Annotated in this window: 11 protein-coding genes; 1 reads left to right on the top strand and 10 read right to left on the bottom strand. The window is 28.0% G+C overall.

Translation table 11 applies throughout. The features are described from left to right. Nucleotides 1-13: 13 nt before the first annotated feature. The 3 genes from QK892_RS09545 to QK892_RS09535 form a co-directional block, all read right to left on the bottom strand. Nucleotides 14-1,330 carry a YgeY family selenium metabolism-linked hydrolase gene (locus QK892_RS09545; RefSeq protein ID WP_317273321.1) on the bottom strand — a complete coding sequence of 439 codons (1,317 nt, stop codon included), beginning with the start codon at nucleotides 1,328-1,330 and terminating at the stop codon, nucleotides 14-16. 260 nt (nucleotides 1,331-1,590) lie between these two features. Next, nucleotides 1,591-2,925, bottom strand: coding sequence for an FAD-dependent oxidoreductase (locus tag QK892_RS09540; protein ID WP_317273320.1), 1,335 nt, complete (start codon nucleotides 2,923-2,925; stop codon nucleotides 1,591-1,593). Between the two features lie 79 nt (nucleotides 2,926-3,004). Continuing rightward, nucleotides 3,005-3,988 carry an alpha/beta hydrolase gene (locus QK892_RS09535; RefSeq protein WP_317273319.1) on the bottom strand — a complete coding sequence of 328 codons (984 nt, stop codon included), beginning with the start codon at nucleotides 3,986-3,988 and terminating at the stop codon, nucleotides 3,005-3,007. 121 nt (nucleotides 3,989-4,109) lie between these two features. Here QK892_RS09535 and QK892_RS09530 point away from each other — a divergent pair, with 121 nt between their 5' ends. Then, entirely contained in the window at nucleotides 4,110-5,171 is a 1,062-nt protein-coding gene (locus tag QK892_RS09530; RefSeq protein WP_317273318.1) for a GerMN domain-containing protein, read from the top strand. Between the two features lie 123 nt (nucleotides 5,172-5,294). On the opposite strand, the gene QK892_RS09525 is transcribed toward QK892_RS09530, so the two are convergent. The 7 genes from QK892_RS09525 to QK892_RS09495 all read right to left on the bottom strand — a co-directional run bounded on the left by QK892_RS09525 (nucleotide 5,295) and on the right by QK892_RS09495 (nucleotide 18,920). Then, on the bottom strand, nucleotides 5,295-8,669 hold the full coding sequence (locus QK892_RS09525) for an AAA family ATPase (protein WP_317273317.1): 3,375 nt from the start codon (nucleotides 8,667-8,669) through the stop codon (nucleotides 5,295-5,297). A gap of 104 nt (nucleotides 8,670-8,773) precedes the next feature. Next, a complete protein-coding gene (locus tag QK892_RS09520) occupies nucleotides 8,774-9,940 on the bottom strand; it encodes a class I SAM-dependent methyltransferase (protein ID WP_317273316.1) in 1,167 nt (388 codons plus the stop codon). Between the two features lie 58 nt (nucleotides 9,941-9,998). Then, nucleotides 9,999-10,832 carry a deoxyribonuclease IV gene (locus QK892_RS09515; protein WP_317273315.1) on the bottom strand — a complete coding sequence of 278 codons (834 nt, stop codon included), beginning with the start codon at nucleotides 10,830-10,832 and terminating at the stop codon, nucleotides 9,999-10,001. A 192-nt stretch (nucleotides 10,833-11,024) separates the two neighbouring features. Then, nucleotides 11,025-11,396 (bottom strand): hypothetical protein, encoded by a 372-nt coding sequence (locus tag QK892_RS09510; protein ID WP_317273314.1) that lies wholly within the window; start codon nucleotides 11,394-11,396, stop codon nucleotides 11,025-11,027. 165 nt (nucleotides 11,397-11,561) lie between these two features. Next, nucleotides 11,562-16,226, bottom strand: coding sequence for a S8 family serine peptidase (locus QK892_RS09505; protein WP_317273313.1), 4,665 nt, complete (start codon nucleotides 16,224-16,226; stop codon nucleotides 11,562-11,564). 199 nt (nucleotides 16,227-16,425) lie between these two features. Further along, nucleotides 16,426-17,817: a L,D-transpeptidase family protein gene (locus QK892_RS09500; protein WP_317273312.1), complete on the bottom strand. Its 1,392-nt coding sequence runs from the start codon at nucleotides 17,815-17,817 to the stop codon at nucleotides 16,426-16,428. Between the two features lie 164 nt (nucleotides 17,818-17,981). Then, nucleotides 17,982-18,920 carry an L-lactate dehydrogenase gene (locus tag QK892_RS09495; RefSeq protein WP_317273311.1) on the bottom strand — a complete coding sequence of 313 codons (939 nt, stop codon included), beginning with the start codon at nucleotides 18,918-18,920 and terminating at the stop codon, nucleotides 17,982-17,984. Between the last annotated feature and the right edge of the window lie 115 nt (nucleotides 18,921-19,035).

Genomic DNA, 19,035 nt, shown 5'->3' with positions numbered 1-19,035 from the left:
TTTATATCTATAATTATTTTTCTTTATTAGTACAATATATTGTTGGTAATGCAGCATATACAGCAGCACACTTAACCAAATCTTCCTTCCAAGTCATTTCATTTGGAGCATGTGCCTCAGCTTCTGCTCCAGGTCCAAATCCTATTACTGGTATTCCATTACGTCCCATAATTGAAACTCCATTAGTAGAAAATGTCCATTTATCAGTAAGAGGACGAGCTTTTCTCATTTCATCAGCATTAGCTGCACCACTTCTAGTATCTCCATAAAGGCCTTTATAAGCTTCTTCCATTGATTTTGTAACCATATGATCTTCTGGAATTACCCATGTTGGGAAATAACACTCAATTGGATATATTAATCCTGTATAGCTTGCTCTATCATAGTTATACATACTTACTTTTGCATTATATTTCTTTACTGCTGGAAGCTCACGAATTTCTTCTAAACAGCTTTCCCAAGTTTCACCTGCTGTCATACGACGATCCAATGATATTGAACAAGAATCAGCAACAGCACAACGGCTTGGTGAAGTAAAGAATATTTCAGAAGTCGTAATAGTTCCTTTTCCTAAGAAATTAGCTTCCTTCCATTTTGGATTATATTTTTCTTCTAACATCTTTACTAATCCTTTTATCTCTTTACCTTCAGCTGCATCATTTTCATTTAAATCTCTAATGTTCATTAATATTTCAGCCATTTTATAAATTGCATTATCTCCTCTTTCTGGAGCTGAACCATGGCAAGAAACCCCTTGAACATCAACACGAATTTCCATTCTTCCTCTTTGTCCTCTGTAAATACCACCATCTGTAGGCTCTGTAGAAACAACAAACTCTGGTCTTATTCCATCTTCTTTAATTATATATTCCCAGCAAAGACCATCGCAGTCCTCTTCTTGAACTGTTCCAACAACTAAAACTGTATATTTTTCATTTAAAAGACCTAAATCTTTCATTATTTTTGCACCATAAACACTTGAAACTATTCCTCCTAATTGGTCTGAAGTTCCACGTCCACCTATTTCAGTATCTGTTTCATATCCTTCATATGGATCAAATGTCCAGTTATCTCTGTTTCCGATACCAACAGTATCAATATGAGCATCAAATCCTATTAAAGTTTCACCAGTTCCCATATATCCTAAAACATTACCTTGTGGATCTATTTCAACTTTATTAAATCCTACTGCTTTCATTTCTTCAGCAATACGCTCAACAACACCTTTTTCTTCACAGCTTTCACCAGGAATAGCAACTAAATCTCTTAAAAATTTAGTCATTTGATTCTCATATCCTTCTGCTTCTATTCTTATTTTCTTAAAATCCATTTTTCTCCCCCTTATATTTTTATATAAACCTTAATATCCATTCATCATATGTATTTTAAAAGCAAGTTATATGCCAACTTTTTATAACATTTGATATAAGTTTTTCTCTAATTTATATTAATAAATGCAAGTTTTTTAAATAAAAAAATAAAGAGTTATCATTATGATAACTCTTTATCACTTTGGTTAAATATGCTATTTAGCTAAGTTTTACAACGTTTTTTATAACTTTTATCAAATTGATAACATTATTTTTAGATTTAATCTATTTTCTTTAAAGCAACTTGATTTAGTATTCCCCATGGCTTATTGAAATGAGGTTGGAAGAAGAAATCTGTCATCGCTAATTCCTCTATAGTCATATCATTTTGAATAACTACTGATAAAGTATTCATAAACTCTGTCACATCTACTTTAGATGCAATTTGCCCTCCAACTATCCTCTTACTTTCTTTTTCAAAAACTAATTTTACCATTACATCATCAAAAGTAGGCATAAACTCCGGTCTATTATTTTCATGAATAATAATACTATCTACATCTAAATTAGTTGTTGCTTTTGCACTTTCTACAGTAAGACCTGTAGATGAAATACATACATCATAAATCTTTATGCCAGAAGTTCCTTGTGTCCCCATATACTTCAGTGAAGGTTTTTCTATATTTCTCGCAATTAACATTCCCATTCTGACAGCATTTGTTGCAAGTGGAATATATCTATTATCCTTAGCTGGATTATATTTAACCATACAACAATCCCCAGCTGCGAATACATCTTCTTTACTTGTTCTCATATAATCATCTATAATTATTGCTCCATTTTTTAAAGTATCTAACTTACCTTCAATTAATTTTGTATTAGGTCTAAAACCTATACATAATACCACTAAGTCACCTTCATATTCACCCTTATCTGTAATAACTTTTTCTACCTTTCCATTACTTCCGTTAAACTTTACTACCTTTTCTCCTAAAACAAGTTTTATCCCTCTACTTGTAAATTCTTTTTCTGCCACATCTGAAAATTCCTTATCTAAATATTTAGACATTATCCTATCTTCAGCATCTATTAATGTAACTTTTTTCCCGAGTCTTTCAAAAGCTTCTGCTAATTCTACCCCAATATAACCAGCACCGATTATTATCACATTTTTAGCTGAACCTTTCTTTTCATCTATAATCTTTGCATGATGATAATTCTTACATAATAAAATATTATCTAATTCTATACCTTCTAGTTTTGGAATAATTGGCCAAGAACCCAATGTTAAAAGTAGCTTATCATAACTATCTTCAATTTCTTCATTACTAGTTAAATCTTTAACTTTTATTTTTTTATTATCAAAATCTATATCTAATACCTCATGCTTCATTCTCGTTGTTACTCCGCTCTCTTCTAATTTTTCTGGAGAGTTGTAAAATAACTTTTCTGGCTCAGTGACTATCTTTCCAACACTTAATGCTATACCACAGGATAGAAATGATATATTATCATTTTTTTCATATACAACTATTTCTGCATCAGGGTATAATATCTTTAAATTTACTACTGCTGATGTACCAGCATGGGTACATCCAACTACTACAACTTTCATAGTTATCCTCCTTTGTATATAAAGAAATTCTTTATTATATTAGATATAATTAGCTAAACAAATATATAATATTCTTTTCCTACATATTTCGTACAATAAACTCAAGCATCTTAGTTCCTACAGATATGATTTCTTCCATATCAAATTCTGAAAAATCATGTGTTGCTCCTTCTAAAGGAATGATATTAACTTTATTTTTGTTGTTTAAAAGCTCCTCATATAATATTTCAGCATTTTCATAGGGCACCATAACATCTTTTTTACTATGAATTATTAATGTATTTGGTTCGTTCTTATCTACATAATTTATAGGACTATATTTATTTAATGTTTCTTCTTTATTTTCTCCAACAGAATTAATAATTTGTTCTAAATCCCAATTAACATTATTCATATCTAATGTATTTAAATCAGTTGGTCCGAAAAAATCAATTAAGTATTTCACTTTAGATGGATATTCCTTTAAAATCTCATCATCAATAAAATCATCATTATCGCTATATGCAGCCATTAGTGCTAAGTGTGCTCCAGAAGACGCACCTATTATTCCTATTTTATTTTCATTAAAATTATATTCATCTTTATTTTTATGAACCCATCTAATAGTATCCTTAACATCACTTATTTGCTTATTAAAAATTTCTTCACCACGCATAAGCTCATAACTTGTGCTAATTATTACATATCCCTCATCTCTAAAAGCATCTAGTAATGGTGATATAGCATTTGGAATTTCTTTATCCCCATATACCCAACTTCCTCCATGAACATAAATAATAACAGGCGAACCATTTTTCAGCTCTTTCTTTGCATGAAAAATATCCAATGTTAAAGGTACTCCATTTGTATTTTTATATTCGACTTCTTCATAGTCTTTATTACTTTCTTGACTAATGGAAAAATCATTTCCTGCTAGTAAATCATTCTCTTCTACAAATTCTGAATACTTATTAAAGATACTAACTGTAAGACTTATTTTATCTTTAAATGTGAAGACTAAAATTCCAATTACTAAAATAATTAAAATTATTATTATTCCACAAAACTTTAAAAATTTCTTCATACTCTCTCCTTTTATAATTATTTGTTTGTAATATATTTTATCATTATTTTATATCATTTTTGTCAATAATATTTAAATAACTAAATAAAATATACTAATAACGCAATAAGGAAGTGATTTTATGAAAAAGAAACTCTTTCTTTTATTATTCTCTCTATTTTTTTCAATAATATTAATTGGCTGTAGTAAAAATAAAGAAAATACACCTCCTAATAATTCAAATAATCCAAATATTGAAGATAAAAATGATGAAAGTAATAATGGGAATGACAAGCCTCAAATTGAAAATCCATCTAAAACAAAAAAGACAGTTAGATTATTTTATTTCGATACAGAAAAATATGAAATGTATTATGTAGATAAAGAAATAGAAATTACAGATAAAGCTATAATAAGAGCTTTAACTAAAGAACTTCAAGATTATTCTCCAAATAAAAACTTCTTAAATTTAACTAAGGAAGTAGAAGTAACTTCAGCAAAATTAGACGAAAAAGAAGGTATTCTAAAAGTAGTATTTTCATCCTCTTATGTTGATAAAATGTTGTTAGGCTCTTCAACAGAAAGTGGTCTTTTAGCATCTTTACTTTCAACCTATGGTTATAATTTAAATACAAATAAAATAGCAATATATTTTGAAGATACTTTATATACATCTTTAAGAGGTGATTTGCCTAAGGGATATTTTGATGTTGAGTATAGTAGTGCTATACCATACGAAGAGGATAGTTATACAGATGATACTAACACATCATCATCAAACATTAAAAATATGAATTGTAGAATATATTATTATGATATTACTGATGATACATTCTACTTTACTAATAAAATTATAGAAGTAACCGATAGTGCTTTAGTAACATCCTTAACAAGCGAAATGAAGAATTTACCTAATGAAAGTTTTTTAAAGTTTGGTGATAACTTATCAGTTAAGTCAGCAAAATTAAATGGAGATACTTTAACTGTAGATCTCTCTAATTCTTATTATAATTTATTAAAAAACTTTGGCTCTGGCACCGAGATTTCTGCCTTAAAAACTTTAGCTTTAACCTATGCATATAATTACGGAATTGAAAAAGTAATAATCTTAGTTGATGGAAAACCTTATTCAGGTAGTCATGTAATTTATGAAAATAATGAATATGTAAACATTAAAGTAACAAATATTAAAGAACTAAGATAATTAAATAAATAACATAGTCCTTGCTCCGTCGCTTTGCTCCAAGTCGCCAGACTATGTTATTTATTCAATTCAAATACTAAAGGAAATAATTCCTCCTACACTCGGAATTATGAAATTTATAGTCTACTTATAAATATTTTTTTGAATAAATTTTTCTTTACTTTTAATTAAGTCTTTTGTAACTATTACGTTCATTTCTTTATTGTTTATTCTTGTGTCACAGATTCTTATACTTTGTTCTCTAATCAAAATATCTAAATACTGCTTTACCATAAGTGCATTTTTTAATGTCAAATTTTCATTATCATAAAGTTCACCTATTGTCTTTGTTAATTCATTATCTGTGCTATCCTCTAAAATATATCCCTTATCTTGAAGAATACCTAAAGTCATATTTATTAATTCAATTTTACTATAATCTTTAAAATTTAACATTGATGAAAATCTATAATTTAATTCTGGATTTAAGTACATTAATCTTCTAATATCATCTTCTTTTCCTGATAATGTTAACACTGAGTTATTGCTATTCTTATCCATAAATTTTATTAAATCTTTGATTATTTTATTAGAGTATGGTTCTAATAAAAACTCTGCTCCATCTATATAAATAACTTTTCCTATTTGTTTATTTAACACTTCTTCAAAGGATGTATTATTATTTATACAATCTATTGCTTCATCCTTATTTATTTCAACTATATTTTTAGTTTTTACTATTCCCATACAATATAGTGTCTCTGAGAATATATTTAAAACAGTTTTTTTACCAGTTCCAATTTCTCCTGTAAAAATTATGTTCATATATCTATTTATATCCGTAGATAGTCCAAGTTTTTTTCTCTTTTCTTTTACTCTAATAAGTTTATACTGGCTTCGTAAAAATTCTTTTGCTTCTTCATTTCCTACTAAGTTGTCTAATCTCTTTTCCAAATCAAATTCATTATCATGTTGAGATGTATTTAATTTTTCAATATCCTTTGCAGTTATTAAGTTTATTTCATATACACTAGTATCCTCTTCTGCTATCCTTATACTTTGTACTCTTATTAGGTTTTCAACATAATTTCTTACCATTCTACCATTTCCAGATTGTGAATCTGAATTTTCATAAATATCTATAAAACTTTTCTTAAGAGCAGAATACCCATTTTTAGATAACTTAAATCCCTTTGATTCCATTAGTCTAATTGCCATTTCTAAAAGTTCATTTGGATTATAGTCTTCAAAATTAGTCCATAGTGGAAATCTTGATCTTAATCCAATATTAACATCAAAGAAATCTTCCATTTCCTCTTCATAGCCAGCTAATATAACTATTACTTCTCTAGAGTAGTCTTCAACTAATTTTAGAAGTGTTTCTATTGCTTCTTTCCCTAAATTATCATTAGCAAGGGTATAAGCCTCGTCTATAAATAAAATACCTCCAAGAGCTTCTTTAAATTTTTCTTCTGTTTTTTTAGCCGTTTCGCCTGGAATATTTGACACAAAACTTGATCTATCACATTCAACTAATTGGCCAATTTTTAATAAACCCATACTATTTAACATTTCAGCAACTAATCTAGCAATACTAGTTTTTCCAGTTCCAGGATTTCCTACAAAAACCATATTTAAATTCTGTTCTATTTCTGTATTTACCCCAACAGATTTTCTCTTTTCTTGAGCTATTAATAATTTATATTGACTTCTTAATAAATCTTTTACTTCTTCTAAGCCTATTATGTTTTTCAATTTTTCTTCTAAATCAAATTTTGCATTAGCTTTGAAATTAAAATCTTCTCTTTCTAAAAGATCTATCTCTCTTTTATTATTATTTAAATATTTCCTTGAAGAATATATAATTGCATTTTCAATTATATTTCTTACAAATCTTGCATTTCCTAAATCATTTTTCCCTGTAAGTTGATTTCTTATAAATAAGTCAATTAGATCATTTTTTACATTCTTTGAAATTCTATATCCTTTGGATTTCGCAATTTGAATTGCTATTTGATACATTTCATCTGGTGTATAATCTTCAAAATGTATTATATTAGGGAATCTAGACTTAAGCCCTTGATTTATACTTAAGAATTCTTCCATATCTTTTTCATAACCAGCTAAAATAACTGTTAAATTATTTCTATTATCTTCGATACCCTTTATCAATGAGTCTACTATTTCCTTACCAATTTTATCATTTTCACCTTGAAATAATGAATATGCTTCATCTATAAATAATACTCCACCTAAAGCTGAATTTATAATATCATTAGTTCTTTTAGATGTTTCATTAATATTTTCTGTAATAAAATCAGCCTTACTTACTTCTACTAATATCCCTTTGGATAATAATCCAAGAGCATATAAATATTCATAAGTTATTCTTGCTGCATTTGTTTTTCCTGTACCTGCATTACCTGCAAAAATCATATTTAAAGAAATATAAGAAGTCCTTAATCCTAGCCTTTCTCTAATTTTTTGAACCTTATTATTATTTTCTATATTTAATAAAAATTCTTTTAATTCTTTTAAACCTATTATTGATTCAAGCTTATATTTTACTTCTTCTAAAGTAGGAATTGAGTATTTATTCATATTATAGATGGTACTCCTAACTTTACATCTTAATCCATTATTTTCTACATATATTAAAAGTTTCTCACCTTCACTTAATTTTTCTTTCTCTATTAGACTCCTAACTGGATTACTAAATTTATATTTTATATATTCTGTAATTGCAAAGCTTCCCTTTTTTCTAAAAGATTCTTGCAGATACTCACCTACGCCATACTTTTCTTTTTCACTAACATCTTCTTTATAACCTAAAAGTAATTGAATTCCATATTCATCCTTTATTTTATCTATTTCATTGTTTAGCTTTCTTCTTATAATATTATTTTTTTCTTTTTCAGTAAGCTCTCTCGTATATAAAACTTTATCAACATTATTTAAAGAAGACTCAACAAAATCCGTCAACTCAATTTTCCCTTCATAATTGTAGATAAAAACAAAGAATTTATTATGACATACTATTTCATTTATAGTATTCTTCTCTTCCTCTTCAGCATCTACAAAAAATTTATTCTTAACTTTATATCTATTTTTTAATTTTATGCATGAATTAGGATAAATTTTTGATAATAAATTTATTATTTCTTTAGATGCTTGTTCAGTATTCTTAAATATCACACCATCAGATGACTTACTATTTAATATTTCATATAAATCTGTTAAAAAAGCATTATATCCCAAATTAAAGTTATATGATGATAAATCAATCTCTTCTAATTTTTTATTATTAATTAAATTTTCTTCATTTAATTCTTCAAAAACCGTTCTAATGCTAACCTTTTTAAATGTATTCCTTTGCCCTGCAACAAGCAATATTCCTTTTTCATTTTTATCTATTTTTTCAATAAAATAATCTGATAAGTCTCTAAAATATTCTCCTTGTCCTATATATTCACTATTTAATTTTTTTTGTATTTTTATTTTCAATTCATTTTTATTCATAATTCTCCTCCCTCGTTATTTATCTTCTTATATATTATTATCTTAGTTTTAATTCCTAATTATAAATAAAAATGCTGTACTTAAATTAAGCACAGCATTGTGGGTCATATTAATTTATCATTTTTTAATAGATTTAATAATGTAGGATTAAATTTAAACTCTCTAATCAAAGCATCTACTTCATTTAAAGCTTTTTCTCTCTTTTCTAAAGAAATTTTACCTTTTGATGCTCTAATTAATATGTTTTTAGGTGAATGAGCTATATCTATAAATTCTAAAAGCTGAGTTTTATATCCTACTGCTTCTAATAGATTTCCTCTAACTGCATCTGTCATAAGTGCAGATACTCTTTCTTGAATTATACCATATTTTGAAATAATAGATAAGGATTCTGGCTCCATTTGAGCGTTAAATTCATGCTGGCAACATGGAACTGAAAAAATCATCTTAGCATTCCACTTTACTGCATTATACAAAGCATAATCTGTCGCAGTATCACATGCGTGTAATGTTATTACCATATCTACATTATTTTCATACTTATACCCATTTATATCTCCAAGTTCAAAATGTAAATTATCATATTTATATCTCTTAGCTATTTCATTACATTTTTTTATTACATCTTCTTTAAGGTCTAAACCTATCATCTTTACTTTAATATTTTTAATTTCTACAAAATAATAATATAGTACAAAGGTTAAGTAAGACTTACCACAACCAAAATCTAATATTGTTAGTTCTTTATAATCATTTTTCTTTATTTCATCGTCTATTATTTCAATAAATCTATTTATTTGTTTGTACTTATCATATTTAGAATTAATAACCTTACCTTCTTTAGTAAAAACCCCTAAATCAATTAAAGGCTCAATTATCATTCCTTCTTTTAGGATGTAGTTCTTTTCTTTATTATGACTTTTATTAGCTATATTTTTATTATCAGACTTCTTTCTACCTAAGAATACCTTTCCTTTTTTAGATATCTTTAAATCAAAAGTCTGATCATTAGACCAAGCAGCTAATTGTTTATAATTATTGGCTACTAATTTAATTAATTCTTTTTCTAAATTGTTAAACTCAATATTTTCATGAAATACTTGTTTATCCGTAAACTTTTCTATTTGATAATACTTTTTACCCTTATTATTTATTTTTAAAACTACATTAATTTTATTATGTTCTACACTTTTATTTAGTTTATTGCTAATTACAATCTTTATTATTTCTTCACTCGTTATCTCTTTAATAGCCTTTATTAATTCTTTCATTAAAAACACACCTTTCTAACTATCAAATATGATACACAAGAAAGTAAATAATATCAAGTTAATCTTGATATCTACTTCTTAATAATTCAATTTCTTTAGCGTATCCATCTAACTCATTAGGTGTTTCAAGGAAAAATGGTAAGTGTTTAAGTTTGGGATGATTTATTATATTAGTTATAGCATCTAATCCTAAGAATCCTTCTCCAATTTTTTCATGTCTATCCTTATGGCTTTTAAATGGATTTTTACTATCATTTAAGTGAATTGCCTTTAATCTATCCAATCCAATTACTCTATCAAACTCTTCTAATACTCCATCTAAGTTATTTACTATATCATATCCAGCATCGTAAACATGGCATGTATCTAAACATACTCCCATTTTATCTTTTAATTCTACTCTAGATATTATTTCTGCTATTTCTTCAAAGGTTCTACCAACTTCAGATCCCTTTCCTGCCATTGTTTCTAGTAAAACAGTTGTAGTTTGCTCTTCTTTTAATACATTATTTAACAGTTCTACTATATAGTTAATTCCTATTTCTACCCCTTGCTTTACATGACTTCCTGGGTGGAAATTATATAAGTTATGTGGCATAAGTTCCATTCTATTTAAATCATCTTCCATCATTTCTCTTGCAAATTCTCTAGTTCTTTCATCTGCTGAACATGCATTTAAAGTATAAGGAGCATGAGCTAAAATAGTTGCAAAATTATTATCTTTTGCTATTTTTAATAACCCTTCCATATCCTTCATATCTATATCTTTTGCTTTTCCACCCCTAGGGTTTCTAGTAAAGAATTGAAAAGTATTTGCTCCAATTTCTAAAGCTTCCTTTCCCATGTTTTCAAAGCCCTTTGTTGTTGATAAATGACATCCTATATTTAACATTATTTCCTCCATTGTTTAGCTGTGTATATTATATTTTTTCATTTAATTAAATAAATAATACTATAAGCTTTAGTACCATGGCAAGTATAAACAATAATATCTATTATTTAATATTTTTTCATCTTGAAATATAAAAAAGCCAATCTATATATATGATTGACTTTTCAAATGATTTTATATAATTCATTTTATTTACATTATAAAGGTTACTATAACAGATAAAATTCCACCTATTAATAAAGCAAAAGTACTTAATGAAAATCCAATATCAATTTTTACCCCAGATTTTTCCTTTTGCATTTTTGCTATTTCCAAGTTTGCATTAGTTATATATTGTGCATTATTTTGTCCTAAGCCCTGCATTGATAATCCCATAGGATCTCCAGATATAGATGCAAAAATCCCTCCAAAAACTAAAACTAAACCTTCAATAAACAATATATTTTCAAAACTTTTATCAGGTAAAATTTTAGTTATTATAAATCCTACTATTGCTGCTAATCCTAACCATATCAATCCCCAAATTATAGATTTTATTAATATACCTACTATTCTATTTTTCATAAACATCCCCCCTTTTATTATTATTACATATTTTACCTTAATAGTATATGATAACCTATATTATTGTAACAAATATATGCACTTTTTATTATTGCTAAAAATATTTACCGCATAAAAAAGTATCGAATACTATATAAGTATTCGATACCTTTTCATTTTATTCGACTATTTTATACTAGTTTTTCTTCTATATAGTCGCATTCCTACTGCAATTATAACTATTCCTGATAATACTACATAATAGAAACCTTCATTTCCTGTCTCTGGTAAACTTTCTTTAGCCTCTTTTAATGAATTATTATCTTCATAATTATTGTTATTTCCATTTGCACTATTATCGTCATTAACTTCCCCTCCATTATTTCCTCCTGGATTTCCAGTGCCAGGATTTGGAGTAGGGCTTGGAGTAGGGTTATTATGACTTTGTTCTGGTAATTTAATCGTAAATGATTTTGTAATTTCAGTAATATTACCAGCTAAATCTTTTGCAACTACCTTAATAGTGTAACTTCCATTTTCAATAATGATTTCACCATTATATGGGCTATCATTTAATGTTACTGTCAAATCAACTTCTTCTTCGCTAGTTATTACAGGCTCAACTTCTTTATTATATTTCATACCACTTACCACTCCATCAATATTAACCTTCGGAGCAGTCTTATCTATTACAAAAGTATATTCTAAAGCAGATTCATTTCCTGCTTTATCAATAGCTTTAACTTTTAATATATAACTTCCTTCATCTACTATAGTTTCTCCATTGTAAGCTTCCCCATTTAATTCAAGATAAATGCTAGCCTCTTCATTAGAAGTTATTTTCGGTAAAATATTAGTATTATAGTACTTACCATTTTCAATACCTTCTACTAAAATTTCTGGCTCTGCTTTATCAATTGTAAAGCTTAATGTCTTCTTAGATTCTACTCCATTTAAACCTAAGGCAGTAATTTCTAGTAAATAACTTCCATCCTCTGAAATTTCTTCGAAGTTATATGGATCACCGTTTAAAGTAGCTGTTATCTTAGCTGTTTCTGGATTAATAGCCACAGCCGGAGAAACACTTGTATTATAATACTTATTATTTTCTACACCATTTATAGTTATTTCTGGCACACTCTTATCAACTACAACTTTAAATTTCTTAATTATTTCATTTCCAACTAAATCTTCAGCTCTAACTGTAATAATGTCTCCATCTTTAACTGGAATATCATATTCAAATTCTCTATAAGTGTCTACAGAACCTTTTGCTCCATCTAAAGATATATTTAATTTATTTTCGCCATTAATAAATAGCTTGTACCCTTCTGTATTATCACTTACTGATCCCCTAAGCTTTATTACATCTTTAGAAGTTATAACTATTCCTTCTTCTAAAACATTTGGTTCAAAAATATTTATTTCTGGTGCTATAGTATCACAGAATATTTTATAAGCCTTATCAACTATGACATCACCCTGTGAAGATTTAGCAAATATCTTAATAGTATTGTATCCTTCATTTAACGTTACTAATTTAGAAAATTCACCATTTTCCATTAAGTCAGGTGCTTCACCATTAATTAATATTTCTTCCACATCTCCAAAGTATTCACCCTTAACTAATAGTTGATTATCATTAAGAAGCTCTTCATATGGGAAATCTATTAATTTAACTTCTGCTTTATAATTTCCTACACCTACTTCGTATCTATCTATCCCCATATTGCCTGCAATATCAATTGTTGCTATTTCAATTTTGTTAATTGAATCCTTTGCTAGATTTAAATTTGCTATCAAGTTGTCTTCAATTAAAGTATAATCACTTACCTCTTGCCCATTCACATATAAAATGGCACCAGTTACATTATTATCTTTTAATTCACCATTAAATCCTATCTTTAATTCGTAACTTGTTTCCTTGCTTTCATTGCTAGAGTCTAAAGTAGTCTTTATAGGCGTTGTATCAATTTTTATAGGAATTATAAAATCTTGATAAGTTTCTGTTCCATCTACTCTTGCCTTATAGTTTAAATAATATTGACCTTCACTAGCTACTTCATACTCTCCAGTTGATTTATTATATAATTTCCCATCCCAAGATAAGTTTGAATAAATAGAAGCTTGGCCCCCACCTTCAGCTGATAAAATTTTCTTCCTTAGATCAATATCACCATTAACATTTTCTTGAATAATCTTTTTATTTCCATCTAATAAATCTATTTTTAAATCTTTAGCATTTCTTAATAAATATAATGCAGGAATTATAGAATCAAATAATTTATCATCATTTGGAGAAATAGCAATTTTTTCTGAATCTAGAATAACATTGCCTTGAGAATCTCTTCCAGCAAAGCCCAGATAACTATACTCTCCTAAAACTTCAGATACCATAAAACTTGGTGATATATATATTTCATCTTCATCCCATGCTGCACCATCTATTATAGTTTCTTCTGACCAATCTCCATAATACCCCATGTACGGTACAATTAATGATGGTACTCCTTCATTTATAGCTTCAAATCTTATAAAGCCTTCTACAAAGTTATTTGAAACTGAATCTTTAGGGATATTTAAAGTAAATTTAACTTTTACTTCTCCATTTGCTGGCACTACAACCTTATTTGCACTAATTTCTAAGCTTGCCCCATCTAAAATTGTATCAAAGTCTACATAGCCTCCTAAGATTTCTTGACCAATCATACTAGGTTCAAAAGCAGTTAATATATCCTCTAAAGATTTGACTATATATGACTCTTCTTTATCTGAATAATTCTTTAATAGTATTTCAAATTCTGTTTTCTCATCTATTTCTTTTAATGATATAGTTGCTTCATTATCTTCACCCGTTGCAAGAACTCTATTTTCAATAGCTTTTTTAGCCTGTAACATACCAGCCCCCTGCCTTCTAGGTGAATAGAGAACATTTTCTCCCAAAGCATTAGTTTCTTCTAGCGGCTCAGCAGTATTAATTATAGATTTCTTAACAAATTCAACTAATTCTCTACCTTGAAGTTCTATTCCATTATCCTTTAATCCTTGAATAATTAGAGCTGTTGCACCAGATACATTTGGAGCTGCCATAGAAGTTCCACTCATGCTTCCATATCTATTATTATTTAAAGTTGAATAAATATTCCCTCCTGGACCAGTAATCTGTGGTGCAAACTCTAAGTTAGGAGTTGGACCCCATGAAGTGAAATCTGACATCTCAGCTTCTGCAATATTTTCCTTAATTGTAACCTTATTATTAAAATTAATAACTGTCTTTTCTATATTGGCTTTTAATAATTCACCATCATTTCCATTGATAAATACAGCTGGTATATTTATAGATGGATCAGTCGCCATATTAATGTATTCTGTTGGCACATTATTAAAAATAATAACTCCTTTTGCTCCAGCAGCTTGAGCATTTATTTGCTTTTCTACAAAGGTAATTTCTCCTCTTTTTATTAATGCAAGCTTCCCTTCAAAGTCTCTTCCTTCAAAATCTTCAACTTTCCCATTACCAGCATCTAAAACTGTTAAGTCTTCCGTTGGCCCAAATACTTCTAAAGGTTCCACATCTGCTTGAGTATATCCAACTATAGTCTCTTTATTATCTACTATTGCAGTAAATGCTGGTAATGTTATTACTGAATTTTCTGAACTTGCAACTTGCAATGCATCTCTTGATATTCCTGGTGATCCTACAACGCCAACATCACTTACTCCATCTATCATATACGGTGATGTAGATGTGGTTGAGTTACCAGCTGACACTACACAAATGACTCCATCATCAGTTGCATTTTTTATAGCAACTTGCTCTGGATCAGCATCATCTCTATATCCTGCTGTTGCACCTAATGACATATTTATTACATCTGCATTTAACTCTACAGATTTCTCAATTGCAGCAATAATATCATCAGAATAAGCCCATGGAATTTCACTATTATTACTAAATACTTTCATAGCTAATAATTGTGCTTCTGGCGCAACTCCTTGAATCCCTATATTACTTGCTACCTCTTCATCACTAGCATTAGCTGCCACTATCCCAGCAACATGCATTCCATGCATACTCCCTGATGAATCTATAACTTTATCATCTTTATCAGCAAAATTATAACCATATGGTACCTTATCAGTAAAATATTTACCTACATCTTGATTCACATCTTTTTCTTTTATCTTAACCTTGGATAAATCGGTTATTTTCATATCCTTATGTGTATAATCTATACCTGTGTCTATTATTGATACTACAAGACCTTCACCCTTATATCCATAATCTTTCCATACACTTGTAGCTTGTAAAAACTCTTTTGCCTGTGACATATCTGGATAATAAACTCTTGCTTGACTTACTTTTTTTACACCATCAATTTCTTCTATTTTATCTACGTCTTTACGTTTTACTTCTATTGAAAATCCATTTATTAAATTTCCATAGGTATGTCTAATTTCCTCTCCTGTCTCGCTTTCTACTTCCTCTTGAATTGGCTTTTGAGCTTCTTTAACTTCATTAATCAATTCATCTTCAGGTTGTACACCTTCTTCTATCTTAAGAGTTGCTGGTTCCTCTTGAAGCTCAACTATTACTCTTATCTTTTCCTCTGGGTTACCCTCATCACTTATCGAAGAGTTTTCATTATCCCTTTCAAGTTTTTCTACATTAGCGAAGGAATCACTTTGATCTATTCTTCTGTTTATTTTCTGTAGTAATGCTTCTTTTAGAATTTCCTCATTAATATTCTCCTCAGCACGAACTACAGATTGGCTTGTACCCATAAACAACGATAAGAACATTAAAATCGAAATGATAATGGATACAAAACTTTTTTTGCTTTTTTTCATTATTTAGCCCCCTTTCTAATTGGTTTTAATAAAAAATTTAGTATTATTAAAAATTTTATTAATTTAATTTAAAATAATTATACAACCTTTTTGCCATATATTGTTAAACTTTTCTTCGTTTTATTTCGTCATTATTTTTATTATGTATATTAGAAATATAAAAAATGAAGGATTAAATTAATCCTCCATTTTATCATGTTTATTCTTCATAACATATAACTGGTGTTCCTGCATCTATACTTTCATATATTTTCTTAGCTAAACTTAAAGGTGCATTTACACATCCATGAGTTCCATTATTTAGGTATATATTACTTCCAAAAGAATATCTCCAAGTTGCATCATGAATACCTATATTCCCATTGAAAGGCATCCAATAAGTAACCTTTGCCTCATACCCTTGACCTTTTAAAACTGCATTCTTTTGTTTATAATTAATCATATAAGTTCCCAGGGCAGTTGAGTGTCCTTTTCTTGGATCTCCTGTTACTATACTTCCTTCTGTTACTAATTTGCCATCCTTATAAAACCACATATATTGCTTAGAAATATTTATTTCTACATAAGTATTACCTATATCATTCTCATCTCTATATAAAGCTTTTTGAGTATATATCGGTTCCCTTTCTATGTTTGCACCTAATTTAATATACTCAAGAATCAATTTTTTTTCTGCTACAGAATTAATCTTCCATCCATAGTATCCGCCTTTTACTTCTATAGTTTTTCCTGTAGATGTTTTAAAGCTTCTAGTTATACCTACAGTATCATATTTACTACTAAGTTTTGATATATATTCACTTAAAGTTTTCTCATTTATAACTACGTCTAAATTTTCATTTATAGAAAGAAATTCATTTATAATATCTGCATCTAAGATTTCTTTATTTTCTCCAAATAAATATGTTATCTTTGTTAATATATACTTATTCAACAATTCCTCTGTTTCCATTGTCTTATCTGAAATAGTAGTGAAGATAGGATTCTCATAACATTCACTCTCCTCCAGATTTACTATACTACGCCCTCTTAATATACTATCATATATGACTTTTTTAAGTTTATCTTTATTTATTTTATTTCCATAAACTTCAGGCTCAATTTCATATATTCCATTAGAGTAAGTAAATCCAGCATTAATTGGATTTTCTATATTTTTTATCAAAATTTGTAAGTTATCTATTATGTCATTTAAATCATTTGTACTATACTCAACTAATCCATCTATATAGTATTCTTTTCTATTTATTAAGGATTCTCCCCATATGATTGGATTTTGCTGTTTCTTTATTTCGTTTCTAATATCTTTTTTTATTAAAGCTAATTTTATTTCATCACCATTAATAATTTCACTTCTACCATCACGTCCTACTATTTTTAAACTGTATTCATTAATTGAATTCTCTAAAATAATCATAGCTTCATTGTAGTTTTTTAAAGATAAGTCTACCCCATTGACCTTAGTATTAATAAAAAAATGATTGATAAAGTAAATTGAACAAATTAAGTATAGTAAAGTTATAATTCCTACAGATATAATTATGTTTCCAAGAACTTTACCTTTAAAAATTCTATTAAGTATATTCCCCATAATCCCAATTACCTTTCTAAAATAATAGCTAATCTATAATATGTATTACTTCTTTATTTTAAAACTTATATAAAATTTATATAAGTTTTATGAAATACAAAAGTAGACTATACCTGCATCTTTACATGCACGAATAGTCTACCTTTACTTTTTATAACTCTTACTTAGTTCTCATTTATTCTATCTATATATTCCTTCATTAAATTAGCTGACGAAACAAATTTTTCTTTTTCTTCTTCAGAGAATTTAATATTCAATACTTTTTCTACTCCATTTTTCCCAACTATAGTTGGAACACTTAAATATGTCTCGCTTACACCATAGTAATCATTTAATAAAGTTGAAACTGATAATATAGTTTTTTCATCTTTTAAGAATGCCTCAACTATTCTCGTTAAAACAGCTGCAACTGAAAATGCTGTTGCCCCTTTTCTATTAATAACCTCATATGCAGCATTCTTTACATCATCGGCAATAACTTTTTCTGTCGCTTGATCCCATTCTATTGATAATTGACTTGAGAATTCTTCTATTGGAATATTTCCTATAGTTAAAGATGACCACGGAACAAATTCACTATCTCCATGTTCTCCAAGAACATAACCTTGAACAATTCGACCATCTACTCCAAAATATTTACCTAATAAACTTCTAAGTCTAGTTGTATCTAATACTGTACCTGATCCAACAACTCTTTCCTTAGGAAAACCTGATAGTTTATAAGTCATATACGCTAATACATCTACTGGATTCGAAACAACTAAAATTATCGCATTTGGGCTTAATTTTGCTAATGTTGGTACAAAGCTTTTAAAAATTTTATAATTCTTATCAACTAAATCTAATCTAGTCTCTCCAGGTTTTTGAGCAACTCCTGCTGTAATTATAATAATATCTGATTCCTTTGTATCTTCTAAAGAACCTAATGTAACATTACACGGACTCGATAAAGCACTTCCATGTATCAAATCGAGTACTTCCCCTAATGCTTTTTCTTGATTAATGTCATTAATTACTATTTGTCTAGCAACTCCCTTTTGCAATAAGGCAAAGGCAGTAGTAGCTCCAATTGCTCCTGCGCCAATAATTGATATTTTACTCATAAAAATACACCTTCATCCTTTTTTTGAAAATAATTGATATAATTATATTATATCTTAATCAATAATTGATATCAATTAGAATGTAGTTCAACTTATTTTATGAATATAACAAGCA

The sequence above is a fragment of the Clostridium lamae genome (genome assembly GCF_033043255.1).
In the GTDB taxonomy this organism is placed as follows: domain Bacteria; phylum Bacillota; class Clostridia; order Clostridiales; family Clostridiaceae; genus Clostridium; species Clostridium lamae.
The sequence above is the reverse complement of the archived record's forward strand: the minus strand, read 5'-3'. Positions and strand labels throughout refer to the sequence as shown.

What these genes read in the sequence shown, in the direction of transcription:
- QK892_RS09545 (WP_317273321.1), bottom strand. Translation starts at nt 1,330, where the DNA reads ATGGATTTTAAGAAAATAAGAATAGAAGCAGAAGGATATGAGAATCAA.
- QK892_RS09540 (WP_317273320.1), bottom strand. Translation starts at nt 2,925, where the DNA reads ATGAAAGTTGTAGTAGTTGGATGTACCCATGCTGGTACATCAGCAGTA.
- QK892_RS09535 (WP_317273319.1), bottom strand. Translation starts at nt 3,988, where the DNA reads ATGAAGAAATTTTTAAAGTTTTGTGGAATAATAATAATTTTAATTATT.
- QK892_RS09530 (WP_317273318.1), top strand. Translation starts at nt 4,110, where the DNA reads ATGAAAAAGAAACTCTTTCTTTTATTATTCTCTCTATTTTTTTCAATA.
- QK892_RS09525 (WP_317273317.1), bottom strand. Translation starts at nt 8,669, where the DNA reads ATGAATAAAAATGAATTGAAAATAAAAATACAAAAAAAATTAAATAGT.
- QK892_RS09520 (WP_317273316.1), bottom strand. Translation starts at nt 9,940, where the DNA reads ATGAAAGAATTAATAAAGGCTATTAAAGAGATAACGAGTGAAGAAATA.
- QK892_RS09515 (WP_317273315.1), bottom strand. Translation starts at nt 10,832, where the DNA reads ATGTTAAATATAGGATGTCATTTATCAACAACAAAGGGCTTTGAAAAC.
- QK892_RS09510 (WP_317273314.1), bottom strand. Translation starts at nt 11,396, where the DNA reads ATGAAAAATAGAATAGTAGGTATATTAATAAAATCTATAATTTGGGGA.
- QK892_RS09505 (WP_317273313.1), bottom strand. Translation starts at nt 16,226, where the DNA reads ATGAAAAAAAGCAAAAAAAGTTTTGTATCCATTATCATTTCGATTTTA.
- QK892_RS09500 (WP_317273312.1), bottom strand. Translation starts at nt 17,817, where the DNA reads ATGGGGAATATACTTAATAGAATTTTTAAAGGTAAAGTTCTTGGAAAC.
- QK892_RS09495 (WP_317273311.1), bottom strand. Translation starts at nt 18,920, where the DNA reads ATGAGTAAAATATCAATTATTGGCGCAGGAGCAATTGGAGCTACTACT.